A 14,284-nucleotide genomic window follows, 5' to 3' on the forward strand; every position below is an offset into this window, starting at 1 on the left:
CCTCTCATACTGCCTCTCCACCGTGCACGGCCAGCGCCGTGACAATCGGCCTAACCCAGATGGGCGTCGACGAGAGCTGGAACGTCTCCCCGGCGCGCGACAGCAGGATGGCTCGGCCGATTTCCTCGGCCATCGCCCGGGCAGCCTTGCGAGGCACAGCGTTGCCGATGCGCTCGCGGTGGGCGCTGTCGGAAAGGCCGTCCATCTGGAACACGTCACCTCGCTCCTCGGCCTCAGCGTAGTCGTCGGGGTCGTAGATGCTCTGCAGTGCCGCCAGCTCAAGAGTCGTGAACGGCCGGTGCCAGGTGCCGTCCTCGGCGATGATGCGGCACACCAGCTTGTCGTTGGCGGCGGGCAGTGAAAACTGCGAATTTTCGAAATTTCGCGGATCGGCGACAGTCCATCGGCCGTTGTCGTGGCAGGCGGACGCCGACACCGCGCCGACATGCTTGTCCCAGGCAGCGACACCGTAGTGCCCTGCGGTCAGGTAGTGGTCGCCGCGCTCGCGGGCCAAGCCCGGCCGCGGGTCGGCGACGGCGAATGCGCCATTGGCATAGCCGGCGATCACAGCATGGGAGTGTTCCGCCCAGTCCGCCGTGTGAAACTTCCCGTGCAGCTTGCTGGCATCCGGGCCGCCGCGAGGATCGGCAACGGCCTGCCCGCCGCTCGAAGGGCCGTGACCGCTGCTGACGGTGCCGGCGCTGTTGGTCCAGGGCACCACGCGGAAAACGTTCTTGTGCGTGTCCGCCCCGAAGCCTCGGGGATCTGCAACACACTGGCCCGTGCCGTGGGCGCCGGTCACTGCGCGCGCGGCCTCGTCATATCGGACGATACGGAATTCGTTGCTGTGCTTAGCCGGGCCGTGGTGGCGCGGGTCGGCTACGCTGTAGGCGCCCTGCCCCGGCCCTTGCTGGCCTGCGATCGCACCGGTCGACGCGTCCCAACGGCGCACGCCGTAGGCCTGGCCGTCCTTCCACGCCGCCGAAGGATCGAACCGAGGATCTGCGACTGAGAAGGCGCCCGTGACGGGCCGCGCGTTCCCCGTGACCGTGCCGCAAGGGCCTGACCAGTTGCGCACGCCCATCACGCCGGCGTGCATCTCCGGCACCAGCAGGAAGTCCCGCAGGTAGCCGTCCTGCACCGCCAGGCGGTTCAGACTGCGCCAGTCGCTGCCGGCCTCCACGAAAGCGAGCCGCACCCAGGTTTTCCAGCTCAAGTTCGGGATGCGGTGCATGGGGCCGGCCCGCAGGTCGCCCGGCAGGTGCATGCGGCCCAGTATCTCGCCCACGGCCCGAAGCGGCCGCTTGGGCGGCTCGTAGATAAACGCCGGCACCTTCTCGGCATGGCGCGCGATCAACAGGAACCGCTTACGGCTTTGGGCCAGGCCGCCCAGTTCGCCGCAATCGTGCGCGGTTTCGCGCACCACATAGCCGTAGTGGCGCAGCAGCTGGACGATCTGATCGAGGAAGTGGCGCCCGCGCGTGGCGATGCGCGGGACGTTTTCGAACAGGATGACCTCGACCGGGTCGTCCTTCCAGGCCTCCAGGCACAGCCAGATGCCGCGCAGCGTCAGTTCGTTCAACGCCTGGTACTTGGCGGTAAGACTGCGCGCGTGCGACAGCAAGCCCGAAAAGCCCTTGCACGGCGCCGACAGAAACAGGATGTGCGGCCGCTGGCCGCCAGCAGCGGCGCGAATGTCGGCCGGCATCGCCTCGACCCAACCGGCCGGGGGCTCGTGGCCGTGGAATGCGATGTACTGGTTGCGGCTGAACAGATCCCGCACCGTGCAGCGCACGCCCGTGAATTTCTCGAAGTCTGCCGCACCGGCCGGATCCACGTCGATCCCGCCCAGGCAAACCATCTCGCCCTCCAGGCCGGGGATGGCCGGTTTGGCGTCCTGCATGCCAGCCGCACCGATCCCCGATCCCGAGAAGACGCCGAAATGGTTGATCTTGGATTTGGCCATGGCGTCATGCCACCGTGCCGGCGCGTGCGCGCACAAAGCCGATCGCGCCGAACGCATGCTGCTCCAGCACAGCGCGGGCGTACTCGGCCTTCGTCTTGCCGCTCATAGTGGCCAGTGCGGCGATCGCGTCATACAGGTCAGCGGTGCAGGGAATGTCCAGCCGCTCAGTGCATTTGCCGCCAGTCGAGGATTCGGAGGGGCGGGATTCCAGGGAATGCAGGGTCGGGTTGCTCATGGGTTACCTATCGGATATTGCTCGGCTGGGCCTGGCGCGCGGCGGCGGGCACAATTCGGGTATGCAGTCAGGTCAAGGGGAAAAACAAAGGGCGCCGATGACCACGCGCAGGCGGCCGGCGGCGTCGAAAAATCGGATGCAGGTGGCGGTCACTTCGACGGCGCAGGCCAGTTCGACGCCCAGCAGCAAGCGGCGGCGGAAAGGGGACGCAACGGCGGCGCGCGGCCAGCGCGGTTCAGGCATCGCGCCCTCCCCGCCAGGAGTTCCCACGCAACGTAGAATCGGAGGCTCCTACACCACCCTTTTCTACGTTGGGGGAACCCTTATGGACGTCACCGCCATCTTTTCGATGGTTACCAATGCAGTCAGCGCCTATAAGGCGGCCGTAGAGCTTAAGGACGAAGCGCAGATCATTGCGGCCACCAACGAACTGCAGATGAAGCTGTCGATCGCCCTGGCGCATGTCATCGCGGTGCAGGAAAAGGATGCGGAGCGCGCCAAGAGCGAGCGCGCGCTGCTGACTCGCATACACGAACTTGAAGACCAGACCCGCGACCTTGAAAAGCGCATTGCCGACAGAGAGCGCTATGAGCTGGTCGAGGACTATCCGGGAACGCTCGCCCTTCGCCTTAAAGAGTCGTGCCAGAACGGAGAGCCCATGCATTACCTTTGTCCCGGGTGCCTGGACAACAAGCAGGTGAAGTCGATACTCCAGTTCTACGACAAGTCCAAGCGCCTTGCCCATTGCCCGGCGTGCACACAGAAATACCGATTTGCGGACGATCCGCCCTTGCGAATTTCGCGCCCTACGAGCGATTGGCGCACTTGACCGCGTCATACCGCCCCCTGCGCATGCTCCACCCTCTCGGCTCTGACGGCGCGATCGGCACATTGGGCGCCCGGCCCCAAGCCTCTAAACTGGTTGCTCTCACACAAACCACGAGGCAAGGAACCGAGCATGAAAGGCGAAAAGGAATTCATTCCCGACCCCGCAGCAGCGCAGTACGGAATCTACGAAGCCATGCTCGTAGCATTCCAATCGTTGATCCTGACGCACCACGACGCGGAGAAGCTTGTGGAACGGTTGAAAGTGGAGACCGAGGCCGCTCGTGTGCGAATGCTGAACAGCCAGGCTCGCGACGCGGCAATAGAGATGTTCGATTCGACGATGCACGTCCTGATTCCGACGCTGACCCGCGTTCCTCCGCCACAGCGCCCGACGGATGCCGACGGGTAACCGACAAATGGCGCGCGATCAGCGCTACCGCATCGGACGTGCTGGGGAGTTGGGGCGTTGAAGCGCGCTTAGACATGTTCGACCCCCTCGACCACAGGGCTCGCGCCCACGGCCGCATCGGAGCGGGCATCAGCAGGTGTGCCGTCGCTGCCATTGCGCGGCCCACCGCTGGCCGCCGTGGCCGACCGCTCGAAGTAGTCGTGCAGCGCCTGGACTGTGTGCACACGGGGGTTTTTCACCTCGCCGTAGCGCAGCTTGCGGACCGTGCTTTCCGGAACACCCGACCCAGCGGCTACGGCAGGAAGGTCAGGAAAGCGGACGGTGCTCAGGCGAGCGAGAACAGATGAGAGAAAGGTCGGCTGGTTCATGCGCCGCATTTTCAACCCATATTTGGGTTGCCGTCAACCCGCATAATGGTTGCCAGCCTTGGCATAGTTCCATTTATGGGTAAAAAATCAGCTGCTGAGGTTGTCGGGGCGAACCTAGACCGACTCATGACCGAGGCTGGCCTATCCAACGTCACGTTGGAAAGCCGGCTGTCTCGGCGCGTCACGAAGTCGACCATAGGGCGCATGCGCAACGCGGAGATCAGTGCCGGCATCGACAACGTCGAGGAAGTCGCGCGCGCATTTGGCTTAGAAGCCTGGCAATTCTTGATCCCTGATGTGTCGGCGGAGCACAAACCACGCCTCGTCGGGAGTTCGACGGCGGCCGGTCCGGGAGATGCATCGCTGAGCCCAGCGGATTCCGAATTGCTGACCCTCTTCAACCAGCTCGACGACGTCTATCGAGCGCTGCTCCTTGCCGACGCCAAGAAGTACCTGCAGGTGCAGCAGCCAGCTGTCAAAAGCGCCGCTGCCAAAAGGGCTAGTTCGTCCTGACATCCGACTCGTTTGGTCGAATGGGCAAGTAGTTTGCGGCTCCAATTTCGTTGTCTGGGGAAAAAAATTTACCCCCTTTGAAACAAATTAGATCGAAGCATGAACAGACTTTATTCTGCGGTATGTTCGTTCGTCGCTATCAGCGCCCTCGCCGGCTGCGCGTCACCCAAGACCTATTCCACCGTTCAGCAGCCGACCGGCACCGAACTTAGGGCCGACCTCTCAACGGTCATGCTCCGCGAGACGCGCACTGGCGACCTGCCCAACGCATTCGGCAATGCCGACGTTTTTGGACGGAAGGTAGATAAGGGCTCACGGTCCATTTTCTACCAGGGCCTGCGCGACGATGGGTCTGTGGTCCTACGGGTGGTCACCATCGACGTTGCATCCAACGAGACGACCATGAATCGCACCCCGATGTCTATGACTACAGCGTCGGCTTATAGGGTCGGAAATCAGGCTTACGGCTCCGCATTGACGACCCATTCCACGCCCGGGAAGACAGAATCCTTGCCCCCGAACGCGGCCGATTTGGTTGTCCGCCCGCCCTGGCCTGCACTTGTCGAATGGGGCGGCCACCAGCTCGAAATCCGATCGGCCAGTCCTGCGTCCGTGACGTACATCATCAAGTAAACGCACTGACTCCGGCCGCTCAGTGCGGCCATATTTTCATTCAAAGCAACCCATTTACGGGTTGACTAACCCGTTTTTGGGCTGTAAATTTCCTCCCGTCGACCCATTTGTGGGTCATTAGAGACGAGAGGAAGCCATGCTTTCCACCCACTCGGCGCCCGTGCCGATCAATCCGCCGCCCCTGCAGGGAGACGGCTACTCGGTGGTCCACATCCCCCCGCGACAGCTTTCCGACGCCGACATCGTCAGTGTCCTCTGCGACCTGTTCGCCGGCCGCGCCGCTACCGCATTCGGCGAGTCCTTGGATTGGTGGGCGGAAACCTTCCAGTGCGATCTGGCCGCCAAGGCCGCCGGCGGCGTGGTGCTGGCCGCGATCAGCAAATGGCCCTTCGATCAGCGCGCCAGCGCCGAGGGCGTCAAGCAGCTGCAGGCCGAGCTGGTCAAGCGGGCCCGACAGATCCTCGCCCGCGGGGTCCAGCCGTGACCAGCGCCCTGATCCTCGTACCCGTCGCCTTCCTCATGGCGCGCGGGATCGACTTCATCGCGGCCGTCCTGCGCCGCACCGATCCGTGGAGCCCGACCGTATGACGATCCAAGTCCTCGGCGTCGACCCGCGCAGCCGGAGCAAAACCCAGCTGACCGCGCCCGCCCCCCTGCCCTACGTCTCCCGCCGCGCCCTGGCGCGCGTGCGCGATCGCATCGAGCCGCCCACGGCGTGCCACTGCTGCGGCGGCGCTGTGCGCCTCGTATCGAACGCAACGATTTACGGCCGCGAGTACGGCCCCTGGCCGTTCGCCTACCGCTGCGCAGACTGCGGCGCCTACGTAGGTCTGCACCCTGACACCGACCTGCCTCTGGGCATCATGGCCAGCAAGCCGACCATCCAGGCCCGCAAAGCGGCCAAAAACACGTTCCTGGCCCTGGTTCAGGAGCGCTATGCCGGCAAGCAGAGCGCGGCCTACGCATGGCTCGCGCGCGCGCTGGGCATCTCTCCGACCATCTGTCATTTCGGCATGTTCACCCAGGACCAGGCCGAACGCGCCGGCGAAGTCTGCCGCCTCGCACGCGAGGCTCGAGCATGACCGCAGCGACTCTCTGGGTCCTCTTCGCGTTCCTGCCGGCCGGCTACGACCGCCCGCCCGTCATGCGCATCGAACGCTTCGACACCGCCGCGGACTGCGAGCGCGTGCGCGCCCTCTTCCCGCCGTCGACCACAACTTTCTCCTGCCTGCCCAGCCGCCAGATCCGAGCTGGGCAGCCCCTCTCCTTGGAGCAACGCCAATGAAGCCCACCCGCAAGCTGGTCCGCGCAGACGGAACCGAAACCGAACTGCACGGCCCGCACGCCCTGGCCGATGTCCGCCAGATGATCGGCGCCGACACGCTGGACACCGTCCGGATGCTCGATCGCGTCCACGTCATGCTGCTCGATGACGAGGGCCACGCCAAAGGGTTGCCCGTCAACGCGGAAGCCACGCGACGCTATCAGGACGTCTGCATTCCCGGCACGACCTGGGAAATCCGTGGCGACGTCGTCATCGTGCCGGACACCGACTATGCGAGGGAAGCATGACCCGACGCCTTCGCATCCTCTGGCGCCGCGCCCGCCGCACCGGTCGCGACCTGGACCTGGCCGCTTACGCGGCAGGCGTCATCGGCGGCGTGGTCTTCCTGGCCGCTCTCACTGGCGTGCTGGGCCCGACGCTCGACGCCCAGCGCCAACAGGTCGGCGCCGAGCGCCATGCCGCCCGCTGATCGGAGCTGCCGACATGGAAGCCAAAATTTTCACCGTCCGCGCCTCCAGCTGGGGCCGTCTGTTCGACTGCGCGCACGCCTGGGAGGCGACACACATCCTGGGGATGAAGAAGCCCGCCGGTATGCGCGCGCTGCTGGGCACCGCCGTGCACGCTGGCACCGCGGCATTCGACCGCGCCCGCCTGGACGGAACGGACTGCACGCCCGACGACGCCGCCGGAGTGCTAGTCGATGAACTGCGCAACCCTACCCAGGAGGTCGACATGGCACAGGACGGCCTGTCGATCGACGAGGCCGAGCGCATCGCCCTGGTGGTGCTGGTCAAGTACTGCGCTGAAATCGCGCCCAGCTTCGAGTACATCGACGTCGAGACGACGCTAGACCCGCTCAATATCGACTGCGGCAACGGCATGACCGTGCGCCTCACCGGCACCATGGACCGCGCCCGCGTGGCCGCGACCGAGGGCGGCATCGTCGTGCCCGATGTCAAGACCGGCACGCGCGTCCTGGTCGATGGCAAGGCGGTGACCCAGGGCCGTGCCGCACAGACCGGCACCTACCAGCTCATGTACGAGGCCACCAAGAAGGTCACGACGGTGGGCTCGCAAATCATCGCGCTGTCCACCAGTAGCCGGCCGGCCGCCGCGGTAAGCCCCATTTTCGATGCTCGCCGCGTGATGGTGGGCGAGCCGGAAAAGCCCGGTCTGCTCGAGCACGCCGCCGCGATGTTCCGCACCGGCCTCTTCCCTCCCAACCCTTCCAGCGTTCTGTGCAGCCCCAAGTACTGCGCCCGCTGGTCGTCCTGCCTTTTCCGATAACTAGAGGAGCCCAGCATGTCCCTTCACCCCGTCAGCCGCGACGTGTTCGTCCGGCGCACTGATCTGAGCGGCAAGTCGGTCGTGACCCAGCACCTGGCCTGGGACTCTGCCCTGTTCCTGGCCAGCCAGGTCAAGCAGTACCACACCGACGCCAAACCTGAGGAGCGCCAGACCGTCGCTCTCGCCACCGCCGCGGCCTACCGCGACTACCGCAACAGCCACAAGCAAGGACGTTAAACATGACCCAGACCACAACCGTTCAGAGCCTGCGAACCGAGCCCGAAGCACAGATGCCTGTCGTCGCTCCCGGCTTCGGCAGTCTTCAGAGCTTCGAGCTGATGCAGCGCGCTGCCCGTCTCCTCATCAATTCGACGCTCCTGCCGTCCAGCTACCGGCAATTCAACCCCGGCAAGAAAGACCGCTACGGCAACGTCACCGAGTGGATCGAGAACCCCAACGCACTTTCGAATTGTGTGGTTGCGCTGAACATGTCCCAGCGTATGGGCGCCGACCCGTTGATGGTGATGCAGAACCTGTACATCGTCGAAGGTCGCCCGTCCTGGTCTTCGCAGTGGATCATCGCCGCGATCAACGGCTGCGGTCGCTTCTCGCCGCTGCGCTTTGAAATCAAGGTTCTTGGCTCGAAGCTGGTGCCCTACAAGACGACGTACTGGGAGGATAACCAACGCAAGACGCGCACCGAAGACGTGGCCATCGTGGACAAGGTGTGTATCGCCTGGGCGGTGGAAAAAGAAACGGGCGCGCGCATCGAGTCCCCCGCGGTCAGCATCGAAATGGCGGTGCGCGAAGGCTGGTACACGAAGAACGGCAGTAAGTGGCAGACCATGGATGAGGTCATGCTCCGCTACCGCACCGCCAGTTTCTTCGGCAAGCTCTATGCGCCCGAATTGCTGATGGGCCTGCAGACGGTCGAGGAAGCCCAGGACATCATCGAGGCAACGGCCGGTCCGGATGGCACGCTCAGCGTGAACGTGGACGAACTGCGCGCCAATGCGGCAGTGGCGCAGCGCCAGCCGTCGGCCGCGCCCGCCGACATCACCGATGTGGAAAGCCGGGACACGCAACAGGCCGCGCAAGACGACATCGCTCCCGCGCAGGCGCAAGCCGAGGCCAGCGATCCGGCGCAGGAGGCGTCCGCCCCCGTCACAACGACGAATGCCGGCGCCAATGCCGCGCGTCCGGGTGAACAGGCCGAGCTGCCCGGCGCCGGCGCTGCAGACGAGGAAACCCTGGACCCGGCTAAGGTGGAAGCACAGTTGCGTGCCGCCAAGACCGTCGACGTCCTGGACGTCGCTGCCGACTTCCTGCCCAGCATCGCCGACGACAACGAGCGCCACCGCCTCACGCATCTGTACCAGCAGTTGCGCACCTCGATGACGGCCGCGGCCCAGCGAGGCGGCAGCACGCGGCGCCGCAGCGTCCAGGCGCCCGAATAAGGCCAGGGGACCGATATGGTTTTCTTCCGCAACCTTTCGGTCTACAGCCTGCCCGCCGGGTGGGCTGTATCCCTGCCCCAGCTGCTTGCCATGCTGGAGCGCCAGCAGTTCGCACCCACAACCGACCTGCAGGCCGAGTCCACCGGCTGGGCGCCGGTCCACGAAGGATACGGGCTTGCCCACGAAGTTCAGGGGCATCTGCTGCTGCGCCAGCGCACCGAGTCGCGCGTCATGCCCGCCAAGGCGATCGACCTGCAGGTGCAGGAAGCCGCGGCGAAGGTCGAGCAGGCGCAGGGCTTCAAGCCCGGCAAGAAGCAGCGCAAGGAGATCCGCGAGCAGGTCATCGACCAGATGCTGCCCGCGGCCTTCCGCCAGCAGGATGACGTGCTGATTTGGATTGACACCGACGCGGGTCGCCTGGGGATCGACAGCGCCTCGAGCGGTCCGCGCGACGCCGCGGTCGGCCTGCTGTGCAAGACCATCGACCATTTCGCGCTCGAACGCCTGTCCGTTCGCACGGCCGCGGCCGGCGCGATGACTGCCTGGCTGGCGAATGACGAAGCGCCCGACGGGTTCACCATCGACACGCTGGCGGACCTGCGCGCGGCGGGAGAAGGCGCCGGCGCGGTGCAGTACGTCAACCGGCCACTGGACCCCGAGGAGGTCCGCCACCACATCGAGAGCGGCATGCAATGCACCCGCCTGGCCCTGACCTGGCAGGACCGCATCTCGTTCGTGCTGGATGACGAGCTCGTGCTGAAACGCATGGTACCCGCCGACGTCGTACAGATGGATGTCGAGCGCACCGCCAAGACCGAAGCGGAGGAATTCGAGGCTGATTTCTTCCTGATGGCGACCACGTTGCGCGGCTTGGTGGTCGACCTGGTCGACGCGCTTGGCGGCGAATTCGTTGACGACCGCCAAGCGGACATGTTCCGCACCAGCACGGGGCCCGCCCTTCTCGCGGACGCCCCCGACGACGACGGCGCCGACCCGCTGCTGGCCGAAGCCCGCCGCGTGGTGATCGAGAACCGCCGCGCGTCAATTTCCCTTGTTCAGCGCCATCTGCGCATTGGCTACAACCGCGCCGCGTCGCTTCTCGATGCCCTCGAGGAGCGCGGCGTGGTGACGGCCATGCAGCCGGATGGCGGCCGTGAACTGCTTGCCATTTCCTGAGGAGCAACTATGCGAATCAACCGTATCACCGTCGAGAACTTCCAGGGCGCCCGCGCCGTTGACCTGCAGCTGCCCACCCCGCTCGCGCTGGTGTCGGGCCTGAACGGCGCAGGCAAGTCGACCGTCGCCGAAGCCGTCCGCCTGGCGCTGCAGGGCACGCCGGAGCGGGTCGGGCTGAAAAAAGAGTACGACATGCTGGTCAGCGATGGCGCGAAGCTGGGCGCCGTCACGGTCGAGCTGGACGCGGGCCCGGTGTCCATGACCCTGCCCAAGGGCGTGGCCGACGGCCAGGAGCTGGTGCCGACAAGCCCCGCCCTGCCCTTCGTCCTGGCCCCTGAGCGCTTCGCCCTGGCCGAGGCAAACGACCGTCGCAGTCTGCTGTTCACGCTGACCGGCGCGAAGATCCGCCCCGACGATATCGCCGCTCGCCTGCTGGCCCGGAACTGCAGCGCCGAGCTGGTGACCCAGATCAAGCCCATCCTCCGCACCGGCTTTGCCGCGGGCTCGAAGTACGCGAAGGACCAGGCCACCCAAGCCAAGGGCGCCTGGCGCACCGTCACCGGCGAAGTCTACGGCGACGTCAAGGCCAAGGACTGGGCCGCCGACGAGCCCGCCTTCGACCGCGCGGCCCTCGAGAGTGCCGGCGCAGAGCTGGCCGGCCTGGACGAACGCATCGAGGCGACGGCGCAGTCCTTGGGCAAGCTGGTGCAGAAGGCCGAGGCCTACGCGGCGGCGCGCGATCAGCTGGCCGCGCGCCAGGCCAAGGCGGCGCGCCTGCCCGAGCTGACCCGCAAGCTGGAATTCGACCTCGCCGAGCATGGCAAGGCAGTTGCCCACGTCGAAGCGCTCCAGCTGCGCGCTGGCGCCGGTCCCCGGGTGGGCCTGGTGCACGATCTGGCCATCTGCCTGGACGACGTCTACAACAGCGAAAAGGCGAACGCGGCGCTGCCCGGGCCGCTCGATATGCGGATCCTCGAGGTGCTGGAACGCTACGAGGCCCAGTATGGAAAGCTGGACGCCCCCGGCGACGCTGACGCCGCGGCGGCGCTGCCCAAGGCCATCGACGCCAGTGAGCTGATGGCGCGCAGCGTCGAAAACGACCGCCGCGATATCGCCGCCGCGCAAGAAGCCGCCGCCAGCTTGGAATCCGTGAACGCTCCGGAGGCGATCGACAGCGCCGACGTCGACGCCGTGCGTGCGCAGCTCAACGCCATCAAGGAACAGCGCAAAGAAGCCCACGAGCGCGTGCAGACGCTGCTGAACGCCAAACAGGCCGCCGACAGCGCGAAACAGCGCACCTCCAACGCCGCGCGGTACCACGGCGAGGTGCAGGCCTGGGCCACGATCGGCGACGCGCTGGCGCCCGACGGCATCCCCGGCGAAATCCTTGCCGAAGCCTTGCAGCCGATGAACGACCGTCTCGCCCAGCTGGCGAACCTGGCCAACTGGCCGGCGGTCGCCATCGCCGGGGACATGGCCATCACCTACGGCGGCCGCGCCTATCGCCTGCTGTCCGAGTCCGAGCGCTGGCGCACGGACGCCCTGATCGGGCTCGCGCTGGCCGCCCAGTCCGGGCTGCGCTGCGTGCTGCTGGACCGCTTCGATTGCCTGGACCAGCCCGGCCGCGGCGACCTGCTGGGATTGCTCGACACCCTGGCTGCCGACGGCGAGCTCGACACGGCCCTGGTGCTGGGCACCCTGAAATCTGCCCCGCCCGCCCCCACCGACCTTTTCACCAGCCACTGGATCGACCACGGCACCAACGCCCAGCCCGCCCTGCGCGCCGCCGCCTGACACAAGGACTACGACATGCACAACCTCGGATTTTTCTACGATACCGAAACCACCGGCCTGCCGCGATTCAAGGATCCGTCCGGCCACCCCGACCAACCTCATATCGTGCAGCTGGCCGCAGCGCTGGTCGACCTGGACTCGCGCGAGACGGTCGCCAGCCTGGACCTGATCATCCGCCCGGACGGCTGGATCATCCCCGACGAGGTCACCGATGTTCACGGCATCACCACCGAGTACGCCACGGCGGTGGGCGTTCCCGAGGCGTTGGCCCTGTCGCTATTCCTGCAACTGTGGGCCGGGCACAAGCGCATTGCGCACAACGAGCCCTTCGACGCCCGAATCATCCGGATCGCCCAGCACCGCGTCGGCGAGCTGGAACACGACCTTGAACGCTGGAAGACCGGCACGGCCGAGTGCACTGCGCGCCTAGCCACGCCCATCCTGAAACTGCCGCCCACCGCCAAGATGGTGGCCGCCAACCGGCGCCACCACAAAACCGCCAACTTGGGCGAAGCGGTGCAGTACTTCACCGGGAAGCCGCTGGAAAACGCGCACAGCGCCCTTGCGGACGTGCGCGGCTGCATCGACGTCTACTTCGCCATTCAAGACCTTCAACGGGAGGCAGCGTAATCATGCATCCCTACATGAACCGCAAGGATCGGCGCTTGGTCCAGCGCATAGAAACGCGGCGCGCACGCGTGCGTCGAATCGAGCGCCCCAAGGCGTCGCCCATGATCATCGGGGCTGAAATCGTGATGCGCCCGCTCGAGCAGCTTTTCGACGAGCTGGACCGCACCGGCAAGGTGTCCGTAAACGCGAAAGGCTATCCCGACTTCCTGGCGTGCGACGGGCATCGGTACGAGGCCGCGCCGGCGATCGAGGGGCTTATCTGGCACTTCGAAATGTGGGGTATCCGTCACCGCAAGGAGTTGCCGTTGCAGCCCCTGCGCGACCTACACATTGCCCTGCATTACCTGGTGCCGATCCAGGAGAGCACGATCGAAGGGCTGCGGCAAGCACTGCCGGCGTTGCGCCGCGTTATCGCTCTGGGTCAGCCTGCAGATCAGGTCGACCTGTTCCAGCAGACGCAGATCAAGGCAGCCATGGAGGGTCGAGCATGAATAAGATCGCGAACATCTGGCACCTGGCTCCCGTCGCAGCCGCCCAGAACGAGCTGGCCGAAGTGCGCGCGGCCTTGGGCTTTCTTCCGCGACACTATGTCGCCATAGCCGGCCTGGACCGCCTTGCCGACCTGCTGGCGGCCTCGGATCCTTCCACGCTCCCGCCCGCCAGCGCCACCGAACACGACGAGCCCGTCACCGTTACCGTTGACCATGACCCGCGCGGCGTCAGCGTTGGCGTGAGGCGGGGATCGCACTGCATCTACAGCGGGGCGCATCCGATTTCTGCCTCTGCTGGCGATGCGCGAGATGCGGCGTTGTATCGCTGGCTCAAAGCCAATATTCGACCGGGCTACGAACTTCCTGGCGGCTTCTACATCGACGACGAAAGCACCGAATCCTGGGACCGAACCATCGAAGCTGCCCAGCGGCAGGGAGACGCGTGATGGCCCTGCCCTACAGCACAGCAACCAGCGGCGAGAAGGCACTGGGCGAAATCCAGAAGCTGCTGCGCGCCTTCGGCTGCAGCAAGTTCGGCAGCATGGTGGACGACGGCGCCGGCGAGCTGCTGGTGCAGTTCGAATACCGGGGCCGCCAGGTGTCCGTGAAGGCGTCAACGAAAGGCTACGCCGCAGCCTGGCTCAAGGAAAACCCGTGGAGCAACCGCCGGACCGGCACGCAGGCTCAGTACGAGAAAAGGGCCATGGATGTGGCGAGCGTCGCCGTCTATTCGATCCTGCGCGACTGGATCAAAGGCCAGATCATGGCCATCGAGACGGGCATCCTGTCATTCGAAGGGGCGTTCCTCGGTCAGATCATGCTGCCGACGGGGCATACCCTGCTCGAGCATGCAACGGCGGCCAACCTTCTGCCGGCGCTGGACGTCGACCAGCAGAACGGCCGGGCCGCGGGGAGGTTCGCGTGATTTACGCAGCTTTAAGAGAGCCCCTGTCAGGCCAATCCTTCACCGGATTGGAGCTTATCCAAAGCACGCTCAATCGCCTCTTTCTTTTGATTTTGATACTCGACCTCCATAGTCGCGATCCGAATCGCGTCAGGCCCATACGCTCGTGCCGTAAGGAGGCCGTTGGCGGCCGCAGCACAGTCCTCGACGGCAATCGCATATTGAGCCTTCTGGAATTCAATAGCGTCCTTGTCGATCATCGCAACGTTCTCCAAATGAATTTTCGAACGATTGTAGGCCAGACGAAC

At 65.6% G+C, this 14,284-nt stretch carries 23 protein-coding genes; 18 read left to right on the forward strand and 5 right to left on the reverse strand.

Translation table 11 applies throughout. The annotated features are described in order from the left end of the window. Nucleotides 1–4: 4 nt before the first annotated feature. From U858_RS0120470 to U858_RS35700, 3 genes are all read right to left on the reverse strand, one after another. Nucleotides 5–1,966, reverse strand: coding sequence for a DNA cytosine methyltransferase (locus U858_RS0120470; RefSeq protein ID WP_025139026.1), 1,962 nt, complete (start codon nucleotides 1,964–1,966; stop codon nucleotides 5–7). 4 nt (nucleotides 1,967–1,970) lie between these two features. Further along, a complete protein-coding gene (locus U858_RS0120475; protein ID WP_025139027.1) occupies nucleotides 1,971–2,201 on the reverse strand; it encodes a hypothetical protein in 231 nt (76 codons plus the stop codon). Nucleotides 2,202–2,273: 72 nt separating this feature from the next. Beyond that, nucleotides 2,274–2,444: a hypothetical protein gene (locus U858_RS35700; RefSeq protein WP_157838830.1), complete on the reverse strand. Its 171-nt coding sequence runs from the start codon at nucleotides 2,442–2,444 to the stop codon at nucleotides 2,274–2,276. An 82-nt stretch (nucleotides 2,445–2,526) separates the two neighbouring features. Between U858_RS35700 and U858_RS0120485 the strand changes: the two genes are divergently transcribed. Both U858_RS0120485 and U858_RS0120490 read left to right on the forward strand, forming a co-directional pair. Beyond that, nucleotides 2,527–3,030 carry a hypothetical protein gene (locus U858_RS0120485; protein ID WP_025139028.1) on the forward strand — a complete coding sequence of 168 codons (504 nt, stop codon included), beginning with the start codon at nucleotides 2,527–2,529 and terminating at the stop codon, nucleotides 3,028–3,030. Nucleotides 3,031–3,159: 129 nt separating this feature from the next. Then, a complete protein-coding gene (locus U858_RS0120490) occupies nucleotides 3,160–3,438 on the forward strand; it encodes a hypothetical protein (protein ID WP_025139029.1) in 279 nt (92 codons plus the stop codon). 68 nt (nucleotides 3,439–3,506) lie between these two features. Here U858_RS0120490 and U858_RS35960 read toward each other — a convergent pair whose 3' ends face one another. Beyond that, nucleotides 3,507–3,806: a hypothetical protein gene (locus tag U858_RS35960; RefSeq protein WP_025139030.1), complete on the reverse strand. Its 300-nt coding sequence runs from the start codon at nucleotides 3,804–3,806 to the stop codon at nucleotides 3,507–3,509. Nucleotides 3,807–3,932: 126 nt separating this feature from the next. Here U858_RS35960 and U858_RS0120500 point away from each other — a divergent pair, with 126 nt between their 5' ends. From U858_RS0120500 to U858_RS0120575, 16 genes are all read left to right on the forward strand, one after another. Beyond that, nucleotides 3,933–4,319, forward strand: coding sequence for a hypothetical protein (locus tag U858_RS0120500; protein ID WP_025139031.1), 387 nt, complete (start codon nucleotides 3,933–3,935; stop codon nucleotides 4,317–4,319). A 99-nt stretch (nucleotides 4,320–4,418) separates the two neighbouring features. Then, complete coding sequence (locus U858_RS0120505) at nucleotides 4,419–4,952, forward strand: hypothetical protein (RefSeq protein WP_025139032.1); 534 nt, start codon at nucleotides 4,419–4,421, stop codon at nucleotides 4,950–4,952. 136 nt (nucleotides 4,953–5,088) lie between these two features. Continuing rightward, the gene (locus U858_RS0120510; RefSeq protein ID WP_025139033.1) at nucleotides 5,089–5,436 is read left to right on the forward strand and encodes a hypothetical protein; all 348 of its coding nucleotides are present in this window, start codon (nucleotides 5,089–5,091) and stop codon (nucleotides 5,434–5,436) included. 100 nt (nucleotides 5,437–5,536) lie between these two features. Continuing rightward, on the forward strand, nucleotides 5,537–6,034 hold the full coding sequence (locus U858_RS0120515; RefSeq protein ID WP_025139034.1) for a zinc-finger-containing protein: 498 nt from the start codon (nucleotides 5,537–5,539) through the stop codon (nucleotides 6,032–6,034). Then, a complete protein-coding gene (locus U858_RS0120520) occupies nucleotides 6,031–6,237 on the forward strand; it encodes a hypothetical protein (RefSeq protein ID WP_025139035.1) in 207 nt (68 codons plus the stop codon). Before U858_RS0120515 ends, U858_RS0120520 begins: the two co-directional genes overlap by 4 nt. Further along, nucleotides 6,234–6,524 carry a DUF3846 domain-containing protein gene (locus tag U858_RS0120525; protein WP_025139036.1) on the forward strand — a complete coding sequence of 97 codons (291 nt, stop codon included), beginning with the start codon at nucleotides 6,234–6,236 and terminating at the stop codon, nucleotides 6,522–6,524. Before U858_RS0120520 ends, U858_RS0120525 begins: the two co-directional genes overlap by 4 nt. Beyond that, the gene (locus tag U858_RS33835; protein WP_025139037.1) at nucleotides 6,521–6,706 is read left to right on the forward strand and encodes a hypothetical protein; all 186 of its coding nucleotides are present in this window, start codon (nucleotides 6,521–6,523) and stop codon (nucleotides 6,704–6,706) included. The genes U858_RS0120525 and U858_RS33835 overlap by 4 nt, the downstream gene beginning before the upstream one ends. 14 nt (nucleotides 6,707–6,720) lie before the next feature. Then, nucleotides 6,721–7,524, forward strand: a complete 804-nt coding sequence (locus tag U858_RS0120535) for a PD-(D/E)XK nuclease family protein (RefSeq protein ID WP_025139038.1) — start codon at nucleotides 6,721–6,723, stop codon at nucleotides 7,522–7,524. A 15-nt stretch (nucleotides 7,525–7,539) separates the two neighbouring features. After that, nucleotides 7,540–7,761 carry a hypothetical protein gene (locus tag U858_RS0120540; RefSeq protein WP_025139039.1) on the forward strand — a complete coding sequence of 74 codons (222 nt, stop codon included), beginning with the start codon at nucleotides 7,540–7,542 and terminating at the stop codon, nucleotides 7,759–7,761. A 2-nt stretch (nucleotides 7,762–7,763) separates the two neighbouring features. Next, nucleotides 7,764–8,981: a hypothetical protein gene (locus tag U858_RS0120545; protein WP_025139040.1), complete on the forward strand. Its 1,218-nt coding sequence runs from the start codon at nucleotides 7,764–7,766 to the stop codon at nucleotides 8,979–8,981. Nucleotides 8,982–8,996: 15 nt separating this feature from the next. Beyond that, nucleotides 8,997–10,157 carry a recombination-associated protein RdgC gene (gene rdgC, locus U858_RS36215; protein ID WP_025139041.1) on the forward strand — a complete coding sequence of 387 codons (1,161 nt, stop codon included), beginning with the start codon at nucleotides 8,997–8,999 and terminating at the stop codon, nucleotides 10,155–10,157. Nucleotides 10,158–10,166: 9 nt separating this feature from the next. Then, complete coding sequence (locus U858_RS0120555; RefSeq protein WP_025139042.1) at nucleotides 10,167–11,951, forward strand: AAA family ATPase; 1,785 nt, start codon at nucleotides 10,167–10,169, stop codon at nucleotides 11,949–11,951. Nucleotides 11,952–11,966: 15 nt separating this feature from the next. Then, entirely contained in the window at nucleotides 11,967–12,581 is a 615-nt protein-coding gene (locus U858_RS0120560) for a 3'-5' exonuclease (RefSeq protein ID WP_025139043.1), read from the forward strand. A 2-nt stretch (nucleotides 12,582–12,583) separates the two neighbouring features. After that, a complete protein-coding gene (locus U858_RS0120565) occupies nucleotides 12,584–13,072 on the forward strand; it encodes a hypothetical protein (protein ID WP_029954134.1) in 489 nt (162 codons plus the stop codon). After that, a complete protein-coding gene (locus U858_RS0120570; RefSeq protein WP_025139045.1) occupies nucleotides 13,069–13,518 on the forward strand; it encodes a hypothetical protein in 450 nt (149 codons plus the stop codon). Before U858_RS0120565 ends, U858_RS0120570 begins: the two co-directional genes overlap by 4 nt. Beyond that, nucleotides 13,518–13,997 carry a hypothetical protein gene (locus U858_RS0120575; protein ID WP_025139046.1) on the forward strand — a complete coding sequence of 160 codons (480 nt, stop codon included), beginning with the start codon at nucleotides 13,518–13,520 and terminating at the stop codon, nucleotides 13,995–13,997. The genes U858_RS0120570 and U858_RS0120575 overlap by 1 nt, the downstream gene beginning before the upstream one ends. A gap of 26 nt (nucleotides 13,998–14,023) precedes the next feature. On the opposite strand, the gene U858_RS0120580 is transcribed toward U858_RS0120575, so the two are convergent. Next, nucleotides 14,024–14,236, reverse strand: a complete 213-nt coding sequence (locus tag U858_RS0120580; protein WP_025139047.1) for a hypothetical protein — start codon at nucleotides 14,234–14,236, stop codon at nucleotides 14,024–14,026. Nucleotides 14,237–14,284 lie beyond the last annotated feature (48 nt).

It is taken from the genome of Achromobacter sp. DH1f, from assembly GCF_000633435.1.
GTDB classification, from domain to species: domain Bacteria; phylum Pseudomonadota; class Gammaproteobacteria; order Burkholderiales; family Burkholderiaceae_B; genus Achromobacter; species Achromobacter deleyi.